Annotated in this window: 18 protein-coding genes; 7 read left to right on the top strand and 11 right to left on the bottom strand. The window is 71.1% G+C overall.

The annotated features are described in order from the left end of the window. Positions 1–346: 346 nt before the first annotated feature. The 4 genes from ACIBEI_RS13035 to sigE all read right to left on the bottom strand — a co-directional run bounded on the left by ACIBEI_RS13035 (position 347) and on the right by sigE (position 4,976). On the bottom strand, positions 347–802 hold the full coding sequence (locus tag ACIBEI_RS13035) for a sec-independent translocase (protein ID WP_359858622.1): 456 nt from the start codon (positions 800–802) through the stop codon (positions 347–349). Positions 803–1,023: 221 nt separating this feature from the next. Beyond that, positions 1,024–3,183 carry a trypsin-like peptidase domain-containing protein gene (locus ACIBEI_RS13030; RefSeq protein WP_398888054.1) on the bottom strand — a complete coding sequence of 720 codons (2,160 nt, stop codon included), beginning with the start codon at positions 3,181–3,183 and terminating at the stop codon, positions 1,024–1,026. Between the two features lie 138 nt (positions 3,184–3,321). Then, positions 3,322–4,278 carry an anti-sigma factor family protein gene (locus tag ACIBEI_RS13025; RefSeq protein WP_398888052.1) on the bottom strand — a complete coding sequence of 319 codons (957 nt, stop codon included), beginning with the start codon at positions 4,276–4,278 and terminating at the stop codon, positions 3,322–3,324. Continuing rightward, the gene (sigE, locus tag ACIBEI_RS13020) at positions 4,275–4,976 is read right to left on the bottom strand and encodes an RNA polymerase sigma factor SigE (protein WP_398888050.1); all 702 of its coding nucleotides are present in this window, start codon (positions 4,974–4,976) and stop codon (positions 4,275–4,277) included. Before sigE ends, ACIBEI_RS13025 begins: the two co-directional genes overlap by 4 nt. A gap of 214 nt (positions 4,977–5,190) precedes the next feature. On the opposite strand from sigE, the gene ACIBEI_RS13015 reads away from it, so the two are divergent. Beyond that, positions 5,191–5,889 carry an O-methyltransferase gene (locus tag ACIBEI_RS13015; protein WP_398888328.1) on the top strand — a complete coding sequence of 233 codons (699 nt, stop codon included), beginning with the start codon at positions 5,191–5,193 and terminating at the stop codon, positions 5,887–5,889. Between the two features lie 146 nt (positions 5,890–6,035). Here ACIBEI_RS13015 and ACIBEI_RS13010 read toward each other — a convergent pair whose 3' ends face one another. Then, complete coding sequence (locus ACIBEI_RS13010; RefSeq protein WP_003966491.1) at positions 6,036–6,203, bottom strand: DUF3117 domain-containing protein; 168 nt, start codon at positions 6,201–6,203, stop codon at positions 6,036–6,038. Positions 6,204–6,573: 370 nt separating this feature from the next. On the opposite strand from ACIBEI_RS13010, the gene ACIBEI_RS13005 reads away from it, so the two are divergent. After that, positions 6,574–7,380, top strand: a complete 807-nt coding sequence (locus tag ACIBEI_RS13005) for an enoyl-CoA hydratase/isomerase family protein (RefSeq protein WP_398888048.1) — start codon at positions 6,574–6,576, stop codon at positions 7,378–7,380. A 69-nt stretch (positions 7,381–7,449) separates the two neighbouring features. Here ACIBEI_RS13005 and ACIBEI_RS13000 read toward each other — a convergent pair whose 3' ends face one another. Beyond that, positions 7,450–8,028 carry a DNA-3-methyladenine glycosylase I gene (locus ACIBEI_RS13000; RefSeq protein ID WP_398888046.1) on the bottom strand — a complete coding sequence of 193 codons (579 nt, stop codon included), beginning with the start codon at positions 8,026–8,028 and terminating at the stop codon, positions 7,450–7,452. Beyond that, the gene (locus tag ACIBEI_RS12995; protein ID WP_055614046.1) at positions 8,025–8,378 is read right to left on the bottom strand and encodes a DivIVA domain-containing protein; all 354 of its coding nucleotides are present in this window, start codon (positions 8,376–8,378) and stop codon (positions 8,025–8,027) included. Before ACIBEI_RS12995 ends, ACIBEI_RS13000 begins: the two co-directional genes overlap by 4 nt. A 195-nt stretch (positions 8,379–8,573) precedes the next feature. On the opposite strand from ACIBEI_RS12995, the gene folP reads away from it, so the two are divergent. Continuing rightward, positions 8,574–9,434: a dihydropteroate synthase gene (gene folP, locus ACIBEI_RS12990; RefSeq protein ID WP_398888043.1), complete on the top strand. Its 861-nt coding sequence runs from the start codon at positions 8,574–8,576 to the stop codon at positions 9,432–9,434. 231 nt (positions 9,435–9,665) lie between these two features. On the opposite strand, the gene ACIBEI_RS12985 is transcribed toward folP, so the two are convergent. Both ACIBEI_RS12985 and dapE read right to left on the bottom strand, forming a co-directional pair. Beyond that, on the bottom strand, positions 9,666–10,424 hold the full coding sequence (locus ACIBEI_RS12985; protein WP_398888041.1) for a TIGR00730 family Rossman fold protein: 759 nt from the start codon (positions 10,422–10,424) through the stop codon (positions 9,666–9,668). Between the two features lie 106 nt (positions 10,425–10,530). Further along, positions 10,531–11,610, bottom strand: coding sequence for a succinyl-diaminopimelate desuccinylase (gene dapE / locus ACIBEI_RS12980; protein ID WP_398888039.1), 1,080 nt, complete (start codon positions 11,608–11,610; stop codon positions 10,531–10,533). Between the two features lie 118 nt (positions 11,611–11,728). Here dapE and ACIBEI_RS12975 point away from each other — a divergent pair, with 118 nt between their 5' ends. Next, entirely contained in the window at positions 11,729–12,721 is a 993-nt protein-coding gene (locus ACIBEI_RS12975) for a heavy metal transporter (protein ID WP_398888037.1), read from the top strand. A gap of 393 nt (positions 12,722–13,114) precedes the next feature. Continuing rightward, positions 13,115–13,522: an ATP-binding protein gene (locus ACIBEI_RS12970; RefSeq protein ID WP_398888035.1), complete on the top strand. Its 408-nt coding sequence runs from the start codon at positions 13,115–13,117 to the stop codon at positions 13,520–13,522. Between the two features lie 163 nt (positions 13,523–13,685). Here the strand turns inward: ACIBEI_RS12970 and ACIBEI_RS12965 are convergent, their stop codons facing one another. Further along, positions 13,686–14,780: a bifunctional succinyldiaminopimelate transaminase/glutamate-prephenate aminotransferase gene (locus ACIBEI_RS12965; RefSeq protein WP_398888033.1), complete on the bottom strand. Its 1,095-nt coding sequence runs from the start codon at positions 14,778–14,780 to the stop codon at positions 13,686–13,688. A 173-nt stretch (positions 14,781–14,953) separates the two neighbouring features. Further along, the gene (gene fdxA, locus ACIBEI_RS12960) at positions 14,954–15,274 is read right to left on the bottom strand and encodes a ferredoxin (RefSeq protein WP_019058397.1); all 321 of its coding nucleotides are present in this window, start codon (positions 15,272–15,274) and stop codon (positions 14,954–14,956) included. Positions 15,275–15,415: 141 nt separating this feature from the next. Here fdxA and ACIBEI_RS12955 point away from each other — a divergent pair, with 141 nt between their 5' ends. Both ACIBEI_RS12955 and ACIBEI_RS12950 read left to right on the top strand, forming a co-directional pair. Beyond that, on the top strand, positions 15,416–16,519 hold the full coding sequence (locus tag ACIBEI_RS12955; protein ID WP_398888030.1) for a GNAT family N-acetyltransferase: 1,104 nt from the start codon (positions 15,416–15,418) through the stop codon (positions 16,517–16,519). A gap of 17 nt (positions 16,520–16,536) precedes the next feature. Continuing rightward, the gene (locus tag ACIBEI_RS12950) at positions 16,537–17,388 is read left to right on the top strand and encodes a tetratricopeptide repeat protein (RefSeq protein WP_398888028.1); all 852 of its coding nucleotides are present in this window, start codon (positions 16,537–16,539) and stop codon (positions 17,386–17,388) included. Positions 17,389–17,494 lie beyond the last annotated feature (106 nt).

Raw genomic sequence — 17,494 nt, 5'->3', positions numbered from 1 at the left:
GACGCCTCCTCGCTCTAGTCGGACCGGGCGGCCCGCCCCCCTTCGGGCGTCCTTCCGGTCCGCACAACAACTAGGCAGGATAGCCACAGGTTCGCGGCGCCCCGGGAAACCGGTCGGCTCATGGGTCGCGTACGCGTCACATCCGGCCCCCTTTGAGCAGGCAGAACGCAGGCGGCGTACGGGGAAAGGGAGTGCGGGCAATCGGGCGACCCGGCCGAAGCGCGTTCCGGACGGCGGGCGTGCCGCACGCCGACGGCCCGCGGGCGTACGCCTCAGCCCCGGGACGTTCGGAGCGGCCCGGGTCGGCCCAGGTCAGGGCCGGTCGGCGCGAGCGGTCGGGGTCGGCTCAGGTCGCGTCGGCGTCGAACGGCGGGCGCTCGTCCTGATCGAGTTTCTCGCGCTTCTTCGTCATGTCGACGGTGCCGCCGGTGGAACCGGACGAGGAGGCCACCGACGAGGACGAGGCGGAGGACTCGGACTCGCGGCCGTGCACCGCGTCCGTGACGTCGGCCATCTCCTTCTTCAGGTCGAAGCCGTTGCGGATCTCCTTGAGCCCCAGCTCGTCGTTGTCCAGCTGCTTGCGGATGAACGTCTTGGGGTTGAGGTCCTCGAACTCGAAGTCCTTGAACTCCGGGCCGAGTTCCTCGCGGATGTCCGCCTTGGCGCTCTCCGAGAAGTCACGGATCTTGCGAATGGTGCGCGTGACGTCCTGGATCATCTTCGGGAGCTTCTCCGGGCCGAAGACGAGCACGGCAAGGACGACGAGCGTCACGAGCTCGAGCGGTCCTATGTCATTGAACACCTTCAGCTCCTTGCGATGTCCTCGGCCCTCGGCAGGTCTTTCCGTGGTCCGGGCCGGGTCCACGGTACCCGGCGATCCTGTCTGTCCGGTACTGTCCCGGGCCCTCCGACCGCGTGTACACGGCGGGTTTTCCAGGATGTTTGCCTGATGGGGCCGGGGTTCGGCCCGCTTCCTGTGAAGTTCCTGTCGGCTGCCCCGCGCAATCGTTCCGTCAGTCGCCGTCAGTCGCCGTCGGCTGAACCAAGGACGAGCGTGACCTTCTTCTCCTTGCCGTCGCGCTCCAGCGTCAGCTCCAGGCGGTCGCCGGGGCGGTGGGCCCGGGTCTTGACGATGAGCTCCTCGCCGGAGTGCACACGCTGTCCGTCGACCTCGGTGATGACGTCGCCGGGCTTGATGCCGGCCCGGTCGCCGGGCCCGTCCTGGTTGACCGGGGGGCTGCCGTCGTTGCTCTTGGTCCCGACGCGTGCGCCGTCGCCGCTGTAGTCCATGTCGAGCGTCACGCCGATCACCGGGTGCGTGGCCTTGCCGGTGTTGATGAGCTCCTCGGCGACGCGCTTGCCCTGGTTGATGGGGATGGCGAACCCGAGGCCTATCGAGCCGGACTGGCCGCCCTCCAGGTCCGAGCCGCTGTCGGCGGAGCGGATGGCGCTGTTGATGCCGATGACCCGGGCCTTGGAGTCGACCAGCGGGCCGCCCGAGTTGCCGGGGTTTATCGGGGCGTCCGTCTGCAGCGCGTCCACGTACGAGATGTCGCTGCCGTCGCCCTCCTCGCCGCCCGCCGTGATGGGGCGCTCCTTGGCGCTGATGATGCCGGCGGTGACGGTGTTCTCCAGGTCGAAGGGGGCGCCGATGGCCACGACCGGGTCGCCGACCTGGACGTTGTCGGAGTTGCCGAGGGCCAGGGGCTTGAGGCCGCTGACACCGCTCACCTTCACGACGGCGAGGTCGTAGCCGCTGTCGTGACCGACGACCTCGGCCTTGGCGGTCTGGCCGCCGCTGAAGGTCACGGTTATCTCGCCGCTGCCGTCCGCGGGGTCGACCACGTGGTTGTTGGTGAGGATGTGGCCGCGCTGGTCGAGCACGAACCCGGTGCCGGTGCCCTGCGCCTCCGACCCGCTCACATGCAGGGTCACCACGCTGGGCAGCGCGCTGGCCGCGATCCCGGCCACGCTGTCCGCGGCCCGTCCCTTGGCCTCGGTCCCGGCCTGTGGCAGCTCGACGTCGTCGATCCCGCCGTTGCGCTCCAGATACGCCCCTACGGCCCCGCCGACGCCGCCGGACACGAGGGCGAGCAGCGCGGCCCCGAGGACCAGCCCCCGCCTCGTACGCCGACGCCGCCCGGTCGTGCTCTCGACGGCCGCCCCGTTCTGCTGGAGGGGGGCGGCGGCCCAGGGGTCGTAGTTCTGCCAGGGGGTGTGGGGTGCCTGGGGGTGGGTCTGGGGATGCGTGTGCGGCTGGGCCTGCGCGTCGTCCTGGGGCACGGGTGCGGGGGCGGCCGGGACGTGCGGGGCCGAGGCGTGCTGTCCAGGGATGTGCGGGGCGAAGGGGTGAGGGGCCGCCGCGGGGGCGCCGTGGCCGGCGGGGCCGTGGTCGGGCGTGCCGTGGAGGGGGGCCGCCGCCTGGTGGTAGCCGGAGGGCAGCGCCGGTCCGAGGATGCCCTGGGTGGCGGCCGGCCTCGGGACGGAGTCCTCGGGCCCTGCTCCTGCCGGGGTGCCCTGGGGCGGAGTCACCGCATGAACGGCCGTGCCGTGCGTGGGAGTCGCCGCCGGGTGCTGGACCGGGGGTGCGGGCGCCCAGGGACCGGGTCCGCCGTAGGGCGGCGTGCTGTAGGGATCCGGGTCGTGCAGAGGCTTGGGGCGCCCCCGCTCCCCGAGAGCCTCGGGCCGATCACCGGGCACGTCGGCGCCACCAGGCACGTCAACGGCACCGCTCGCGTCGGCCGGCACCTCGCTCGAAGGCTGGCCCTGTGTCTGGCCCGGGACCCGGCTGGGTGTCTGGTCCGGCACCAGGTTCGGTGCCTGGTCCGGCATCCGGCTCGACGCCACGGCGGAACCGGTCGGGGCGTCGCCGCCCGATGCGTTCGCGGCGCCGGTCGTACCCGCAACCGCACCCGCACCGCCGGAAACGCCCGCACCGTCCGAGGCACCAGAGCCACCCGTGGCACCAGCGGCACCGGAGCCCCCCGGGGCGCCTGATGCAGCCAAGGCGCCCGAGGCGCCGCCAACCGCGGGCTTCTCCAGCTCGAAGTCGCCGTCCATGTCGCCCCCGTGGAACCCACTCGTGCCGTCCCCCGCGGAAACCGGGTCCACCGGAGCGGATTCCGGCACGTGGGTCCGGGGCCGGCTCCACCACTTCGGCTTCGTGGGCTTCCCCTCGTCCATGCTCTCCCCACACCTGACCCGCGGCTCGACACATCGGCGGTCACCGCGGTTTGTCCACTCCGAGCCCGGGTTCCTACCGCGGGCACGGCCCATCCCTGGATTCAACCAGGTTCACGGGCCGCTGCGCAGAGTGCCGGTTCAGCCGGGGGAGGAAGGCGAAGGTGAGGCGGACGCGTCGGACGGCGGTACCAGGGGCAGCAGGGACGTCTCCAGCTCCGACGCCGTGGAGAACGCGGTCAGCGCGACCGGTGGGGCGGGGCTGAAGGGGCGTATGAGCGGGGACATCGCCGCGGCACCGGCCACCACGGGGGTGGTCAGCGCGTGCAGCGTGCGCGCGTCCTGCTCGGCGGGCGTGGGTGTCAGGGGCGCGGGCACGCCGGGCAGCAGCGGCGCGGACATCTCGGTCTGCGCGCCCCCCTCCCCGGTGAAGGAGCGCTGTCCCTGCGCGAGCAGCGGTGTGAGGGACCGGCGGCGCTGCGAGTCGGGGTTGGTCGCCCCGCCCACGTTCGCCGTCCGCATCGGCGTCACATTGCTTCCGGAGCCCGACCCGCCACGCGCCTCCGTGGTGTCCGTCGGCATGCCCGTCGACACCCCGCCGAGCGCGATCGCGGCGAGCGACACGGCACCGGCCGCGGCGGCCGCGAAGCGCAGTCCCCGTGAGGCCGACCGCTCGGCCTCACGCCGGCTTATGTCATGGATGCGGAACCCGCGCTGCTCGGAGGGCAGCACGGCGGCATGGGGGCCGGACGGCACATAGCCGAAGGAGTCCGGCTTCATACCGAAGACTCCGGAGGTGCCGAACCCTCCCCTGCCCAGCGGCGATCCGTCGCCGTCCGGGTCACCTCCTCCGGGGAGCCCCTGCAGACGGGCCAGGAAGCTCTCGGAGGGGGGTGGCGGAGCGACCTCCGCGAACACGTTCTTCAGTCGTCGCTGCTCGTCGGCCTCGGCTTTGCACTTCGCGCACGTGGCGAGGTGTGCGAGGACACGCTCGCGCGCCTCGTGACCGAGCTCGCCGTCCACCAGGGCGGAGAGCCGGTCTCCGAGGTGCTGCTCGGTAAGGGGCCGATCGGCAGGATTAAGCCGTGATCCACTCACGCGCTCGCGCCCCCTCCTCCCAGAGCGGGCACTCCGGTCACCGCGAAACCGCGGCGCTCGGCACGGGCCTCGGGCGAGCGGTGGGCGAGCGCCTTGCGCAGCTGGGAGCGGCCGCGGTGGATGCGGCTGCGGACCGTGCCGAGCTTGACGCCCAGGGTCGCGGCGATCTCCTCGTACGAAAGGCCTTCGATGTCGCACAGGACGACCGCGGCGCGGAACTCCGGGGCGAGGGTGTCGAGGGCCTGCTGGACGTCCGCGTCGAAGTGCGTGTCGTTGAAGACCTGCTGCGGGGAGGGCTCGCGGCTGGGCAGGCGCTCGGCCGCGTCGTCACCGAGGGCGTCGAAGCGGATGCGCTGCTTGCGGCGGACCATGTCCAGGAAGAGGTTGGTGGTGATGCGGTGGAGCCAGCCCTCGAAGGTGCCAGGCGTGTACGTCGACAGGGAACGGAAGACCCGGACGAAGACTTCCTGGGTCAGGTCCTCGGCGTCGTGCTGGTTGCCCGTCAGGCGGTAGGCGAGGCGGTAGACCCTGGCGCTGTGCGTGCTGACGATCTCCTCCCAGGTGGGCGGAGTCCACGCCTGCGAGTCCGCGTCGGACGTGAAGGTCGCGGTCTGAGCGGAGTCAGTGGTGCGGAAACGGTCAGCGGTGTCGTTCACAGATTTCGGCTCACCCGCCGATCTGAGCAGGCGCCTCAGCACCCCTCCCCGATCCACAGGCGCAGCCGCACCTCCCCTGTCGGCTCTGGTGGTGTCCGGTGGAGCCCCTACCATAGCCACCTCGCCCGTTAGCTCCGGATAAGCGGTTTTACGAGAATTTGATACGCGCTCATATGGCTGCGTCAGCACTTGCTCGGTGTCCTGATCCATCTGCTACCCCCGCGTAGTTCCCCACCCCCTCTAAACGCCCGGTCCCATCTGCGGGTTCCCGGCGGCAACGGATACAGTCACGCCCAGGCAACCACGGGGACAGGAGAGGGCCATTACCGGCAACCGGCTGACGAGCTGGGCGTTCGCCGACGCCTTTGTCGCCGAGGACGAAGCACTGCACTGGGCCCGGGACCGGGCCCGGGACGCAGGGCTGCGCTCGGTGTCGCCCGGCACGGGCGCCGCGCTGCGACTGCTCGCCGCCACCGTGGACGCCAAGGCGGTCGCGGAGATCGGCACCGGGACCGGGGTCTCCGGAATTCATCTTCTGCACGGCATGCGGCCGGACGGTGTACTGACGACCGTGGATCCGGAGCCGGAGCACCAGCAGTTCGCCCGCCAGGCCTTCCGCGCGTGCGGCTTCGCAAGCAACCGGGCCCGCTTCATCCCGGGCCGCGCGCTGGACGTCCTGCCCCGGCTCGCGGACGCCGGCTACGACCTCGTCTTCTGCGACGGCGACCGTCTCGAGAGCCTCGACTACCTCGCTGAATCGTTGCGCCTGCTCAGGCCCGGTGGCCTGGTCGTCTTCGAGGGAGTCTTCGCGAACGGCCGGACCGTGGAGTCGGGCCCGCAGCCCACGGAGGTCCTGCGGCTGCGCGAACTGCTGCGCGCGGTCCGTGAGAGCCAGGAGCTGATTCCCTCACTCCTGCCGGTCGGCGACGGCCTGCTGTGCGCGGTCAAACGCTGATCCGCCCCCTCGCCGGACCGCCCCCAAACCCACTGCTGACCTGCGCGAACAAGCATGCCGTACGTCGCTGACGCACCCCTGAAAACCCACTGCCCCGGCATCACTTTGGATGCCGGGGCAGTGGACAGGTATGGTCGCGTTCCGCGTCAGCCGACGACCTTCTTGAGGGCGTCGCCGAGCGCGTCGGCCTCGTCAGGGGTCAGCTCGACGACGAGCCGACCGCCGCCTTCGAGCGGAACGCGCATGACGATGCCCCGCCCCTCCTTGGTCACCTCGAGCGGGCCATCGCCCGTCCGCGGCTTCATGGCCGCCATGCTCGTTCCCCTTCCTGAAACCAGCTCATCGTCGCCGACGGCCCCACTGAAGGGCACGCATCCTCTCGTCGGACACGCGTCACCGGCATCGAACACATTGCTTCCAGGCCATTATCCCGCATCTCAGGACCCGATGACCAACATCAGTCGGCATCGCTTGCGCAACGCGCTTGAGCAAAACCACTCAATTCGCCGAAGTGGCTGCGATACTGCGCCGCTGCCGCACCGCTGCATGGACTTTCGGACGCCGGAATTCTTTGACGCAGGTCACATGTCCGAACCCCGCCGCCGCTCATGATCTCCGCCATGCTGTCCTCAGACCAGAACGTACCGACGGGTACGACGGAGCCGCGAACCAGAGGGGACCCCCATGGCCGACACCGTGCTCTACGAGGTGAGCGACGGACTCGCGACGATCACGCTCAACCGCCCCGAGGCGATGAACGCGATGAACATCGAGACCAAGGTCGCCTTCCGCGAGGCGGCACAGGCGGCCGCGGCGGACGACTCCGTACGGGCCGTGCTGCTCACCGCCGCCGGTGACCGGGCCTTCTGTGTGGGCCAGGACCTCAAGGAGCACATCGGCGGGCTGATGGCGGCGCGCGAGTCGGGCTCGGGCGGAGGTGTCATGAGCACCGTCCAGGAGCACTACAACCCGATCGTGCGGGCCCTGACCGGGGCGGCGAAGCCGGTCGTGGCGGCCGTCAACGGGGTCGCGGCCGGCGCCGGCCTCGGTTTCGCACTCGCCGCGGACTATCGGATCGTTGCCGACACCGCCGCCTTCAACACGTCGTTCGCCGGAGTCGCGTTGACCGCCGACTCCGGGATCTCGTGGACGCTGCCCCGGGTCGTCGGGCCTTCCCGGGCCGCGGATCTGCTGCTGTTTCCGCGCAGCATCACCGCCCAGGAGGCGTACGAGCTGGGGATCGCCAACCGGGTTGTACCGGGTGCCGAGCTGGCGGCTGAGGCGGTGAAGGTGGCTCGGGGTCTGGCCGAGGGGCCGACTCTGGCGTACGCGGCGCTGAAGGAGTCCCTCGCCTACGGGCTGACCCACTCGCTGGAGGAGACCTTGGAGAAGGAGGACGAGTTGCAGACGCGGGCCGGGTCCTCCGAGGATCACGTGATCGCTGTGCAGGCGTTCGTCAACAAGGAGAAGCCGAAGTATTTGGGGCGGTGACTGTTTGTGGGGAGCTGCGGGTGCGTTGTGGCTTGTCGCGCAGTTCCCCGCGCCCCTGAGGGACGCGCCTCAGTGGGGCCTTGCCACACAGTCCTGCAAGTGGTCGTTGACCAGGCCGCACGCCTGCATCAAGGCGTAGGCCGTGGTGGGGCCGACGAAGCGGATGCCTTGCTTCTTGAGGGCCTTGGAGAGGGCTTTCGACTCGTCGGTGACCGCGGGGACGTCGGCGAGGGCTTTCGGGGCCGGGCGGGTCGCCGGGTCGGGGGCGAAGGACCAGATCAGTTCGTCCAGCTCGCCCGGCGCCCATTCCGTGAGCACGCGCGCGTTGGCCACCGTCGCCTCGATCTTGGCGCGGTTGCGGATGATGCCGGGGTCGGCGAGGAGGCGCTCCTTGTCGGCGTCCGTGAACGTGGCGACCTCGGAGATCTTGAAGCCCGCGAAGGCGGCACGGAAGCCCTCGCGGCGGCGCAGGATCGTGATCCAGGAGAGGCCCGACTGGAAGGCCTCCAGGCACAGCCGCTCGTACAACGCGTCGTCGCCGTGGACCGGGCGGCCCCACTCCTCGTCGTGGTACGTCACGTAGTCCTCGGTCGACAGCGCCCAGGGGCAGCGCAGGGCGCCGTCCGAGCCCTTCAGGGCGTCGCTCACCGGTGGTCCTCCTCGGCGGGCTTCTCCAGGGAGGTGGACCGGGCCGCGTGGGCCGCTCCGGCCAGCGCGGCCTCCAGGTCGGAGATCCGGGCGTCCCGCTCGGCCAGCTCGGCGCCGAGGCGGCCCAGGGCGTCGTCCACGTCCGCCATGCGGTAGCCGCGCATCGTGAGCGGGAAGCGCAGCGCCTCCACGTCACCGCGGTGCACGGGGCGGTCCAGGGGCAGCGGGTCCTGCAGACGCTCCGGCGGGGTCTCGGGAAGGGCGCCGCTCTCACCGCCGCCGACCACGGAGAGAGTCACCGCGCCGACCACGACGACGAGGGCGACGACCAGGAACAAGAACATGAACATCGCTGAGGTACCCCTTCTATTGTGCTGTGCCTCCGGGGCGCCTCAGCCGGAGGCAGAGCCACACTCTGGTGCCGACGCGGACGCGTCGGCGCGGAAAGTATCAGGCTCCGATCGTGCCATGCGACTCTGACAGTTAGGGTCGCAGGCGGCGGAAAGGCGACATCCGTTGCCAACTACTGGGAGAGGTCACAGGGGATGCTCAGGCTGGGCAGGCGCGAGTTCGCAGCGCACGAGCCGGTGATCATGGCGATCGTGAACCGGACCCCCGACTCCTTCTACGACCAGGGCGCCACCTTCCGCGACGAGCCCGCGCTCGCGCGCGTGGAGCAGGCGGTGTCCGAGGGCGCCGCCATCGTCGACATCGGCGGGGTCAAGGCCGGGCCGGGCGAGGAGGTCACCGCCGAGGAGGAGGCGCGGCGGACGGTCGGCTTCGTCGCCGAGGTGCGGCGCCGGTTCCCCGACGTGATCATCAGCGTCGACACCTGGCGGCACGAGGTGGGCGAGGCCGTGTGCGAGGTGGGTGCGGATCTGCTCAACGACGCGTGGGGCGGGGTCGATCCGCGGCTCGCGGAGGTCGCCGGGCGGTACGGGGTGGGGCTGGTGTGTACGCACGCCGGTGAGACCCAGCCTCGGACTCGGCCTCATCGCATCGCGTACGACGATGTCATGGCCGACATCCTGCGGGTGACGCTGGCGCTGGCCGAGCGGGCCGTGGCGGTGGGGGTGCCTCGGGAGTCCGTGCTCATCGATCCCGGGCACGACTTCGGGAAGAACACGCGGCACAGTCTTGAGGCGACGCGGCGTCTTGGGGAGATGGTGGATACGGGGTGGCCCGTGCTGGTGTCCCTGTCCAACAAGGACTTTGTGGGTGAGACGCTCGATCGGCCGGTGAAGGAGCGGGTGGTCGGGACGCTCGCGACCACCGCGGTGTCGGCTTGGCTGGGGGCTCAGGTGTACCGGGTCCATGAGGTCGCGGAGACTCGGCAGGTGCTGGACATGGTGGCGTCGATCGCCGGCCACCGCCCACCGGCCGTGGCCCGGCGGGGGCTGGCGTAGGGCTTTTTTCGCCCCCGCCGCCCCTACCCATTCCCGTCACTAGCTCAGGGGCTCCGCCCCCGAACCCCCAAAAGACTGCGCAGTTCCCCGCGCCCCTAAAGACCTAGGGGCGCGGGGAACTGCGCGACAAGCCCCCACCGGCCCGCACCCGACAACAAACCCCACGGGGCCTGGGGCGGAGCCCCAGAAGGATGGGACGGGTAGGGGCGGCGGGGGCGAGGGAAAAGCCCCCTACCTCCCCGCCTCCTTCGAAACCAGCGCAACCGCCTCGTCCACGTCGTCCGTGAGGTGGAAGAGGAGAAGGTCCTTCTCCGAGGCCTTGCCCTGGGCGATCAGGGTGTTCTTGAGCCAGTCGACGAGGCCGCCCCAGTACTCCGTGCCGAAGAGGACGATCGGGAAGCGGGTGACCTTCTGGGTCTGGACGAGGGTGAGCGCCTCGAAGAGTTCGTCGAGGGTGCCGAGCCCGCCGGGCAGCACCACGAACCCTTGCGCGTACTTAACAAACATCATTTTTCGCACAAAAAAGTAGCGAAAGTTCAGCCCGATATCGACGTACTGGTTGAGCCCCTGCTCGAAGGGCAGCTCGATGCCGAGCCCGACGGAGATGCCCTTCGCCTCGCAGGCACCCTTGTTGGCGGCCTCCATGGCTCCGGGCCCACCGCCCGTGATGACGGCGAAGCCAGCCTCGACCAGACCGCGCCCGAGCGCGACCCCCGCCTCGTACTCCGGAGAGTCCGACGGCGTCCGCGCCGAGCCGAACACACTGATCGCGGGCGGCAGTTCGGCCAGCGTGCCGAAGCCCTCGATGAACTCCGACTGGATGCGCAGCACCCGCCAGGGATCGGTGTGGACCCAGTCCGAGGGCCCGCCGGCGTCCAGCAGCCGCTGGTCCGTGGTGCTCGCCTGCACCTGTCCCCGCCTGCGCAGCACGGGGCCCAGCCGCTGCTCCTCCGGTGGCCGCTTCTTGCCCTCCGGGTTGCCAGTAGGCATGTCCGCTCCCTTCACGCGTGCGGGTCGTTCCACCCCAGCGTAGATCTACGCGGGTTACGGAGGGGGGACGCCGACATGTCCGCCATGAACCGCCGTCAGGTACGGGTCAGGCGGTCAGCCACGCCCTCAGCCGCTCCTCGCCCGCGAGGATCTTCGCGGTTTCCACCCTTTCGTCCCGCTTGTGTGCCAGATGGGGGTTTCCGGGGCCGTAGTTGACGGCCGGGACGCCGAGCGCGCTGAAGCGAGAGACGTCCGTCCAGCCGTACTTGGGCTGGGGGGTGCCCCCGACGGCCTCGATGAAGGCGGCGGCAGCGGGGTGGGAGAGGCCCGGCAGCGCCGCGCCGCTGTGGTCGTCGACCACGAACTCCTCGACACCGCAGTCGGCGAAGACCTCGTGCACGTGGGCCAGCGCTTCGGCCTCCGTACGGTCCGGCGCGTAGCGGAAGTTGACGGTCACCACGCACTCGTCGGGGATGACGTTGCCCGCCACCCCGCCCGAGATGCCGACGGCGTTGAGCCCCTCGCGGTACTCCAGGCCGTCGATGACCGGGTAGCGCGGCTCATAGGCGGCCAGGCGCGCGAGGATCGGGGCGGCGGCGTGGATGGCGTTGGAGCCCATCCAGCCGCGCGCGGAGTGGGCCCGCTCGCCCTTCGTGCGAAGCAGCACGCGCAGGGTGCCCTGGCAGCCGCCCTCGACCTGCCCGTCGGACGGCTCCAGGAGGACCGCGAAGTCGCCCTCCAGCCACTCAGGGTGTGCCTCGGACACATGCTTCAGCCCGTTGAGGTGTGCGGCGACCTCTTCGTTGTCGTAGAAGACGAAGGTGAGGTCGCGGTTGGGGGCCGGGACGGTGGCCGCGATCCGCAGCTGGACGGCGACGCCCGACTTCATGTCGCAGGTGCCGCAGCCCCACAGCACGCCGTCCTCGTCGAGGCGCGAGGGCACGTTGTCGGCGATCGGGACCGTGTCGATGTGGCCGGCCAGGATCACGCGCTCGGCCCGGCCCAGGTTCGTACGCGCCACGACGTTGTTGCCGTACCGCTCGACCGTCAGGTGCGGGAGGGCCCTCAGGACGCCCTCGATCGCGTCCGCGAGGGGCTTCTCGGTGCCGCTCTCGGAGGGGAAGTCGACGAGCTGCGCGGTGAGCCGGGCGGCGTCCAGGGCGAGGTCAAGTTGGGTGTCGGCCATGCCGTCGACCCTAACGCGAGGCGGGTCCCGGCCCGGTCGGTGGCCTGATTCCTCTGCCGTCACCGGCTTGTCCACAGTCCCACGGATGGCCGACCGTACTCTCCAGTACCTTGTACGCGTGCCAGAGCCGTCCCCCACCTCCGCCAGGTCCGTACGCCGTGGCCGTCTCCTCCGTTCCGGAGCCGCCTTCGCCGTGCTGCTCGCCCTCGCCGGCTATCTCGCCGTGCAGTACCTGACAGGGAGCACGGGAGAACCGAAGTGCACGGTCGTCTCCGGCAACGGCGACGGGGCGTCGTACGAGTTCACGGCGGAACAGGCGGTGAACGCGGCGACGATCACGGCCGTCGGCACCAACCGCGGCGTGCCCGAGCGGGCGGTCACCATCGCCCTCGCCACCGCCCTCCAGGAGTCCGCCCTGCGCAACATCAGCCACGGCGACCGTGACTCGCTGGGCCTGTTCCAGCAGCGGCCGTCGCAGGGCTGGGGAACCGAGAAGGAGATCCTGGACCCGGCGTACGCGGCGGGCGAGTTCTACGAGCACCTGGAGAAGGTGCCGGACTACACGAAACTGCCGCTCACCGTCGCCGCGCAGCGCGTCCAGCGCAGCGGCTTCCCGGAGGCGTACGCGAAGCACGAGCCGGACGCCACGCTCCTCGCCCAGGCCCTGACCGGGCGCGCGGCCGCCACCTTCACCTGCGAGGGCCGTCCGAGCACACCGCCCGAGGGCCCGGACGCGGTACGTGCCGCGCTCGTACGGGACTTCGGGCGCGACGCGTTCCAGGAGACGGGCGCCGAAGTGGCCGCCACGCCCTCGGCCTCCCCGTCCGCCCCGACGGCCGTACCGTCGACCTCGTCCACCGCCTCCAACGGCCCCGACGGCACGCGCACCGTGACCGTCACCGTTCCGAAGACCCCGGCCGCGCAGGGCGGGGAGCGGCGGCGCGGCTGGGCCCTGGCCCACTGGGCGGTGGCCAACTCGTCGGCGCTGCACGTCGAGCGGGTCTCGTACGCGGGCCGGGCGTGGACGGCCGGGAGCACCCGGAGCGAGTGGCGCGACGACTCGGGCGCGTGGAACTCCACGGGCGAAGTCCGAATCGTCACCGGGCAGTAGACCGGGCAGTGGTCGTCACCGGGCAGTAGTACGGGCCGTCACCCGTTGGGGGCATGCCCGGCGCGGCATGTCGACGGCCGACCAGGCATTTCCTCCGACCCTTCCGGCGCCTCTGGCGAATCCGCCAAATCCCTTGGGAACAAAGAGCCGTAGCGATTCGGCAGACTTTCTCACCGGGCGTTCTTTGCCCGGGTTTCTCCACAGCCGATAATGCGACGCATTGCCAACTCTTTACGTTGGGTCACCGCAACCTTCGCGGACTTCGAGCGGTAGTCACTGCGTCCGAGCCCGGAACGATCAACAGCCGGTCGATCGACGGAAGACCGACAGCCAGTCGGTCAACTGCCGGGCACGGTACGACACTTCACCGTTCTCTTCCGTCAAAGGAGCATCATGTCCCTCCCCCTGACCCGCCGGATCGCCCGTGCCGCGCTGCTCGTCGCAGCGGGAGCGGCAGCCGGGGTCGGTGCGGCCGGCTCCGCGAGCGCGGCCGAACTGCCGGCCACCCCCGACCTCGGCGGGCTGACCGCGCTGGACAACGCGGGCACCACCGTCGACGGCGCCGCACAGAACGCCACCGGGCTCGCGGGTGACGCGGGTAGCAAGGCCGTCAAGAAGGGCGTATCGACCGCGGGCAAGACCGGCGGCAAGACCGTCAAGACCACGACTCCCGCCGCGCAGAAGACCGCCGGGGATGCCGCCGGGACCGCGGGTGACGTGCTCGGTGACGCCGCGGGGGCCACCGGTGGTGGGTTGCCTGGGGCGGGGCAGCTGCCGCTTCAGGGTCTGCCGCTCGGCTAAGCCCCCCGGGGGCTTTACGGGGAAGGGGTCCAGGGAGTTTCCTCCCTGGACCCCTTCTCTTGTGATACCTCTTGACCGGTGAGTGGGTGGGTGCGGGTGCGCTGTGGCTGGTCGCGCAGTTCCCCGCGCCCCTGAAGGGGCAAGCCCGCGCCCGGGCGAACAATCAGGTCAGGCGGGCCACCGCCGCCTGTACCCGTTCGTCTATTGCCGTCAGTGCCACGCGTACGAAGGTGTCGCCCGCCGGGCCGTAGAAGTCGCCCGGGGCCACGAGGATGCCGAGGTCGGCGAGGTGGGCGACGGTGTCCCAGCAGGGTTCGTCCCTGGTGGCCCAGAGGTAGAGGCTGGCCTCGCTGTGTTCGATGCGGAAGCCGTGGGTCAGGAGGGCGTCGCGGAGGGCGGTGCGGCGGGCCGTGTAGCGGGCGCGCTGTTCGTGGACGTGGGTGTCGTCGGAGAGGGCGGCGACCGTCGCGGCCTGCGTGGGCGCGGAGGTCATCATGCCGCCGTGCTTACGGATCTGGAGCAGGTCGCCGAGGATCGCCGAGTCACCGGCCAGGAACGCCGCGCGGTAGCCCGCCAGGTTCGACCGCTTCGAGAGCGAGTGGACCGACACGATCCCCTCGTACGAGCCGCCGCACACCTCGGGGTGCAGGACCGAGACCGGGTCGGCCTCCCAGCCCAGCTCGATGTAGCACTCGTCGGAGAAGACGAGGATGCCGTGCTCGCGCGCCCAGGCCACGATCCGGGTGAGTTCCGGGAGGGAGAGCACCCGGCCGGTCGGGTTCGACGGGGAGTTGAGCCACAGCAGCTTGAGGCCGGTGGGGTCCAGGTCTGTCGGATCGTCGTAGTCGACGTAGTCCGCGCGGGCCAGGCGTGCGCCGACCTCGTACGTCGGGTACGCCAGGCGCGGGTAGGCGACCCGGTCGCCGGGGCCCAGGCCGAGCTGCGTGGGCAGCCAGGCCACCAGTTCTTTGGAGCCGACCACCGGCAGCACGTTGCGGTGGGTGAAGTCCCGTGCGCCCAGCCGTCGCTCGCACCAGCCCACCAGGGCGTCCCGCAGCTCCGGCGTGCCCCACACCGTGGGATAGCCGGGCGAGTCGGCCGCCGCGACCAGGGCTTTCTGGATCAGGTCGGGCACCGGGTCGACCGGGGTGCCGACGGACAGGTCGACGATGCCGCCCGGGTGAGCGGCGGCCGTCGCCTTGAAGGGCTCCAGCTTGTCCCAGGGGAAGGTGGGAAGCCGGTCGGAGACTGCGGACACGGGTTCTGGCTCACTTTCTCGTACGGACGCGGGCGTCCGTACGGACGGGTGGCACGTACGGCAAACGCCTCGGTCCCGTACGGCGGCAGGCCGTACGGGACCGAGGCGGCGCTTCTACCGCCGGGCGGGGCCCCGGCGTCGCTGGGCGGGGCCCCCGGCGTACGTACCGGCGCTTACTGGTTCTGCGGCGGCAGCGCTGCGACGAAGGGGTGGTCGCGCTCGATGAGTCCCAGCTTGCTGGCACCGCCGGGCGAGCCGAGCTCGTCGAAGAACTCGACGTTCGCCTTGTAGTAGTCCTTCCACTCCTCGGGAGTGTCGTCCTCGTAGAAGATCGCCTCGACCGGGCAGACCGGCTCACAGGCACCACAGTCGACGCATTCGTCCGGGTGGATGTACAAGGACCGGGAGCCCTCGTAGATGCAGTCGACCGGGCACTCCTCGATGCACGCCTTGTCCTTGACGTCGACACAAGGCTGCGCGATGACGTAGGTCACGCTGTCGTTCCTCCTCGATAGGGCGCTGGCGAGCCGTCTTCAGGCCCCGCCACCTGGCGCGCGGGAGCGCGGCGTCGTCGATGCCCGCACCTAGTATCTCCGTTCTTGGGCATGATCCGAACAGGAGGGTTGGACTGAGCTGTGGAATTCTCCGCACACTTCCGTCTCGAAGTCCGTGTTACCCCCGCTGACGTGGGGAAACGCGTCTCGGTGCGACGGTTGCGCGAAGACCCTCCTGAGGGTGAGAAGTTCACCGACACGGTTGGCGTTCTCACATCATGGGACGACGGTGTGCTGCTGATCACACGACGGTCCGGGGAGAGCGTCCGTATTCCGGAATCGGCGCTGGTGGCGGGCAAGGTCGTGCCGGCCGCGCCCGCTCGGCGGAAGGGCCCGGCCGCCTCCTACGAGGAGCTGGCCCGGGTCGCCGCCCGGGCCTGGCAGCCGGTCGAGCGGGAGTGGCTCGGCGAGTGGGAGCTGCGGGCCGCCGCGGGGTTCACCCGGCGCGCCAACTCGGTGCTGCCGCTCGGCGACCCGGGCGTCCCGCTGGACGACGCGCTGTCGCTCGTACGGGAGTGGTACGCGGCCCGGGAGCTGCCCGCGTACATGCAGACCGCGACCGGAGCCGAAGGCACGCAGGAGCTGCTGTGCGCCGAGCTGGAGGCGCGGGGGTGGGTGCGCGAGGTGACCGCGGAGATGTGGATCGGCGCTCTGGCCCCGATCGGTGATCTCCCGGACCCCGGCCCCGACCGGACCGTCGCGCTGGCGCGCGAGGCGGACGAGGCCTGGCTCGGCCGCTACCAGCGCAAGGGCGTGAGCGGGGTGGCCCTGGAGGTGCTGGGCAGCGGCCCCTCGGTGTGGTTCGCGACCGTGCCGGGAGCCGAGCCGGGCATACCGGCGGCGATCGGCCGCTGTGTGATCGACGGGCGCTGGGCCGGTTTCGCGGCGGTGGAGGTCGATCCGGCCCTGCGCCGCCAGGGTCTCGCCACCACGGTCATGACGGCCCTGGCCCGCCGGGCACTGTCCGAGGGCGCCTCGGCGGCATGGCTCCAGGTGGAGGCCGACAACGCGGGCGCCCGGGCCCTGTACGCGCGGATGGGCTTCACGGCGCATCACGCGTACCACCACTACCGCGGGCCCGCGACAACGGGCGGCGGAGCCTCCGCGGGTACCGACGAACGCGTCGGTCGCCTCCCCGGCGGCGAAGTCCGTGGCGGAGCCACAGAGCGGTATCGATCGGCGTGAAAGGGCACGAGGCAGCTATGCGTCCTCTTCATCCTCCCGGGCCCGAGCGGAGTGCCGAGTGGCGGCGGCGGTTCGGCGACGAGGCGCGGGCCGAGCGGCCCGATCTGTCGGCGTTGTGTCTGCTGGTGGGCGCCCAGGCGGACGGGGAGCTGGACGAGGCCGGCCTGGACTCGGCGCAGATCGAGCTGGACCGGCTGGCCGGGGAGCTGCCGTTCCGGCCCGGCGGGCCGCGGTCCTGGGCCGCGGCGCTCGCCGAGCACCTCGGCGGCCGCTGCGGGTTCCGGGGTACGCCCGGGGACTATCAGCGGCTCGACTCCTCGCTGCTGCACGAGGTGCTGCGGCGGCGGCGCGGGCTGCCGATCCTGCTCTCGGTGGTGTGGATGGAGGTCGCGAGGCGGGCGGGCGCGCCGGTGTACGGGGTCGCTCTGCCGGGGCACTTCGTCGTCGGCTTCGGTCCGCCCGAGCAGCAGGTTCTCGCCGATCCCTTCGACGGGGGCCGGGTGCTGACCGGGACCGACGCCGAGTTGCTGGTGGCCGGTGCGACGGGGGCGCCACTGGATCCGTCGATGCTGTCGCCCGCCGATCCGCTGGACGTCGTCCTGCGCATCCTGAACAACATCCGTGCCTGGGCGGCCGCGCGGCCGGAGCGGTCAGATGTCGCCCTGTGGGCCGTCGAGCTTTCCCTGCTGCTGCCGTCCCATCCCGCTCGGCTTCGGTACGAGCGGGCGCAGTTGCTTGTCGGGCGCGGGGACTTTCTCGCGGGGGCGTTGGAGCTCGATGCGTACGCGGAGGTTGTTGCCGCCGTTGATGAGCCTGCCGCCGATCGGGTTCGGGGGCAGGCTCGGGCCGCACGGGCCATGCTCAACTGAGTCTCGCGGATCGTTCACCCAGGCGCCGTTGGGGTGTTGTTGTAGCGCGGCTGCGGGTGCGTTGTGGCTTGTCGCGCAGTTCCCCGCGCCCCTGAAGGGCGCCCCT

The sequence above is a fragment of the Streptomyces sp. NPDC050988 genome, assembly GCF_044456225.1.
Classification (GTDB): Bacteria; Actinomycetota; Actinomycetes; order Streptomycetales; family Streptomycetaceae; genus Streptomyces.
The sequence above is the reverse complement of the archived record's forward strand: the minus strand, read 5'-3'. Positions and strand labels throughout refer to the sequence as shown.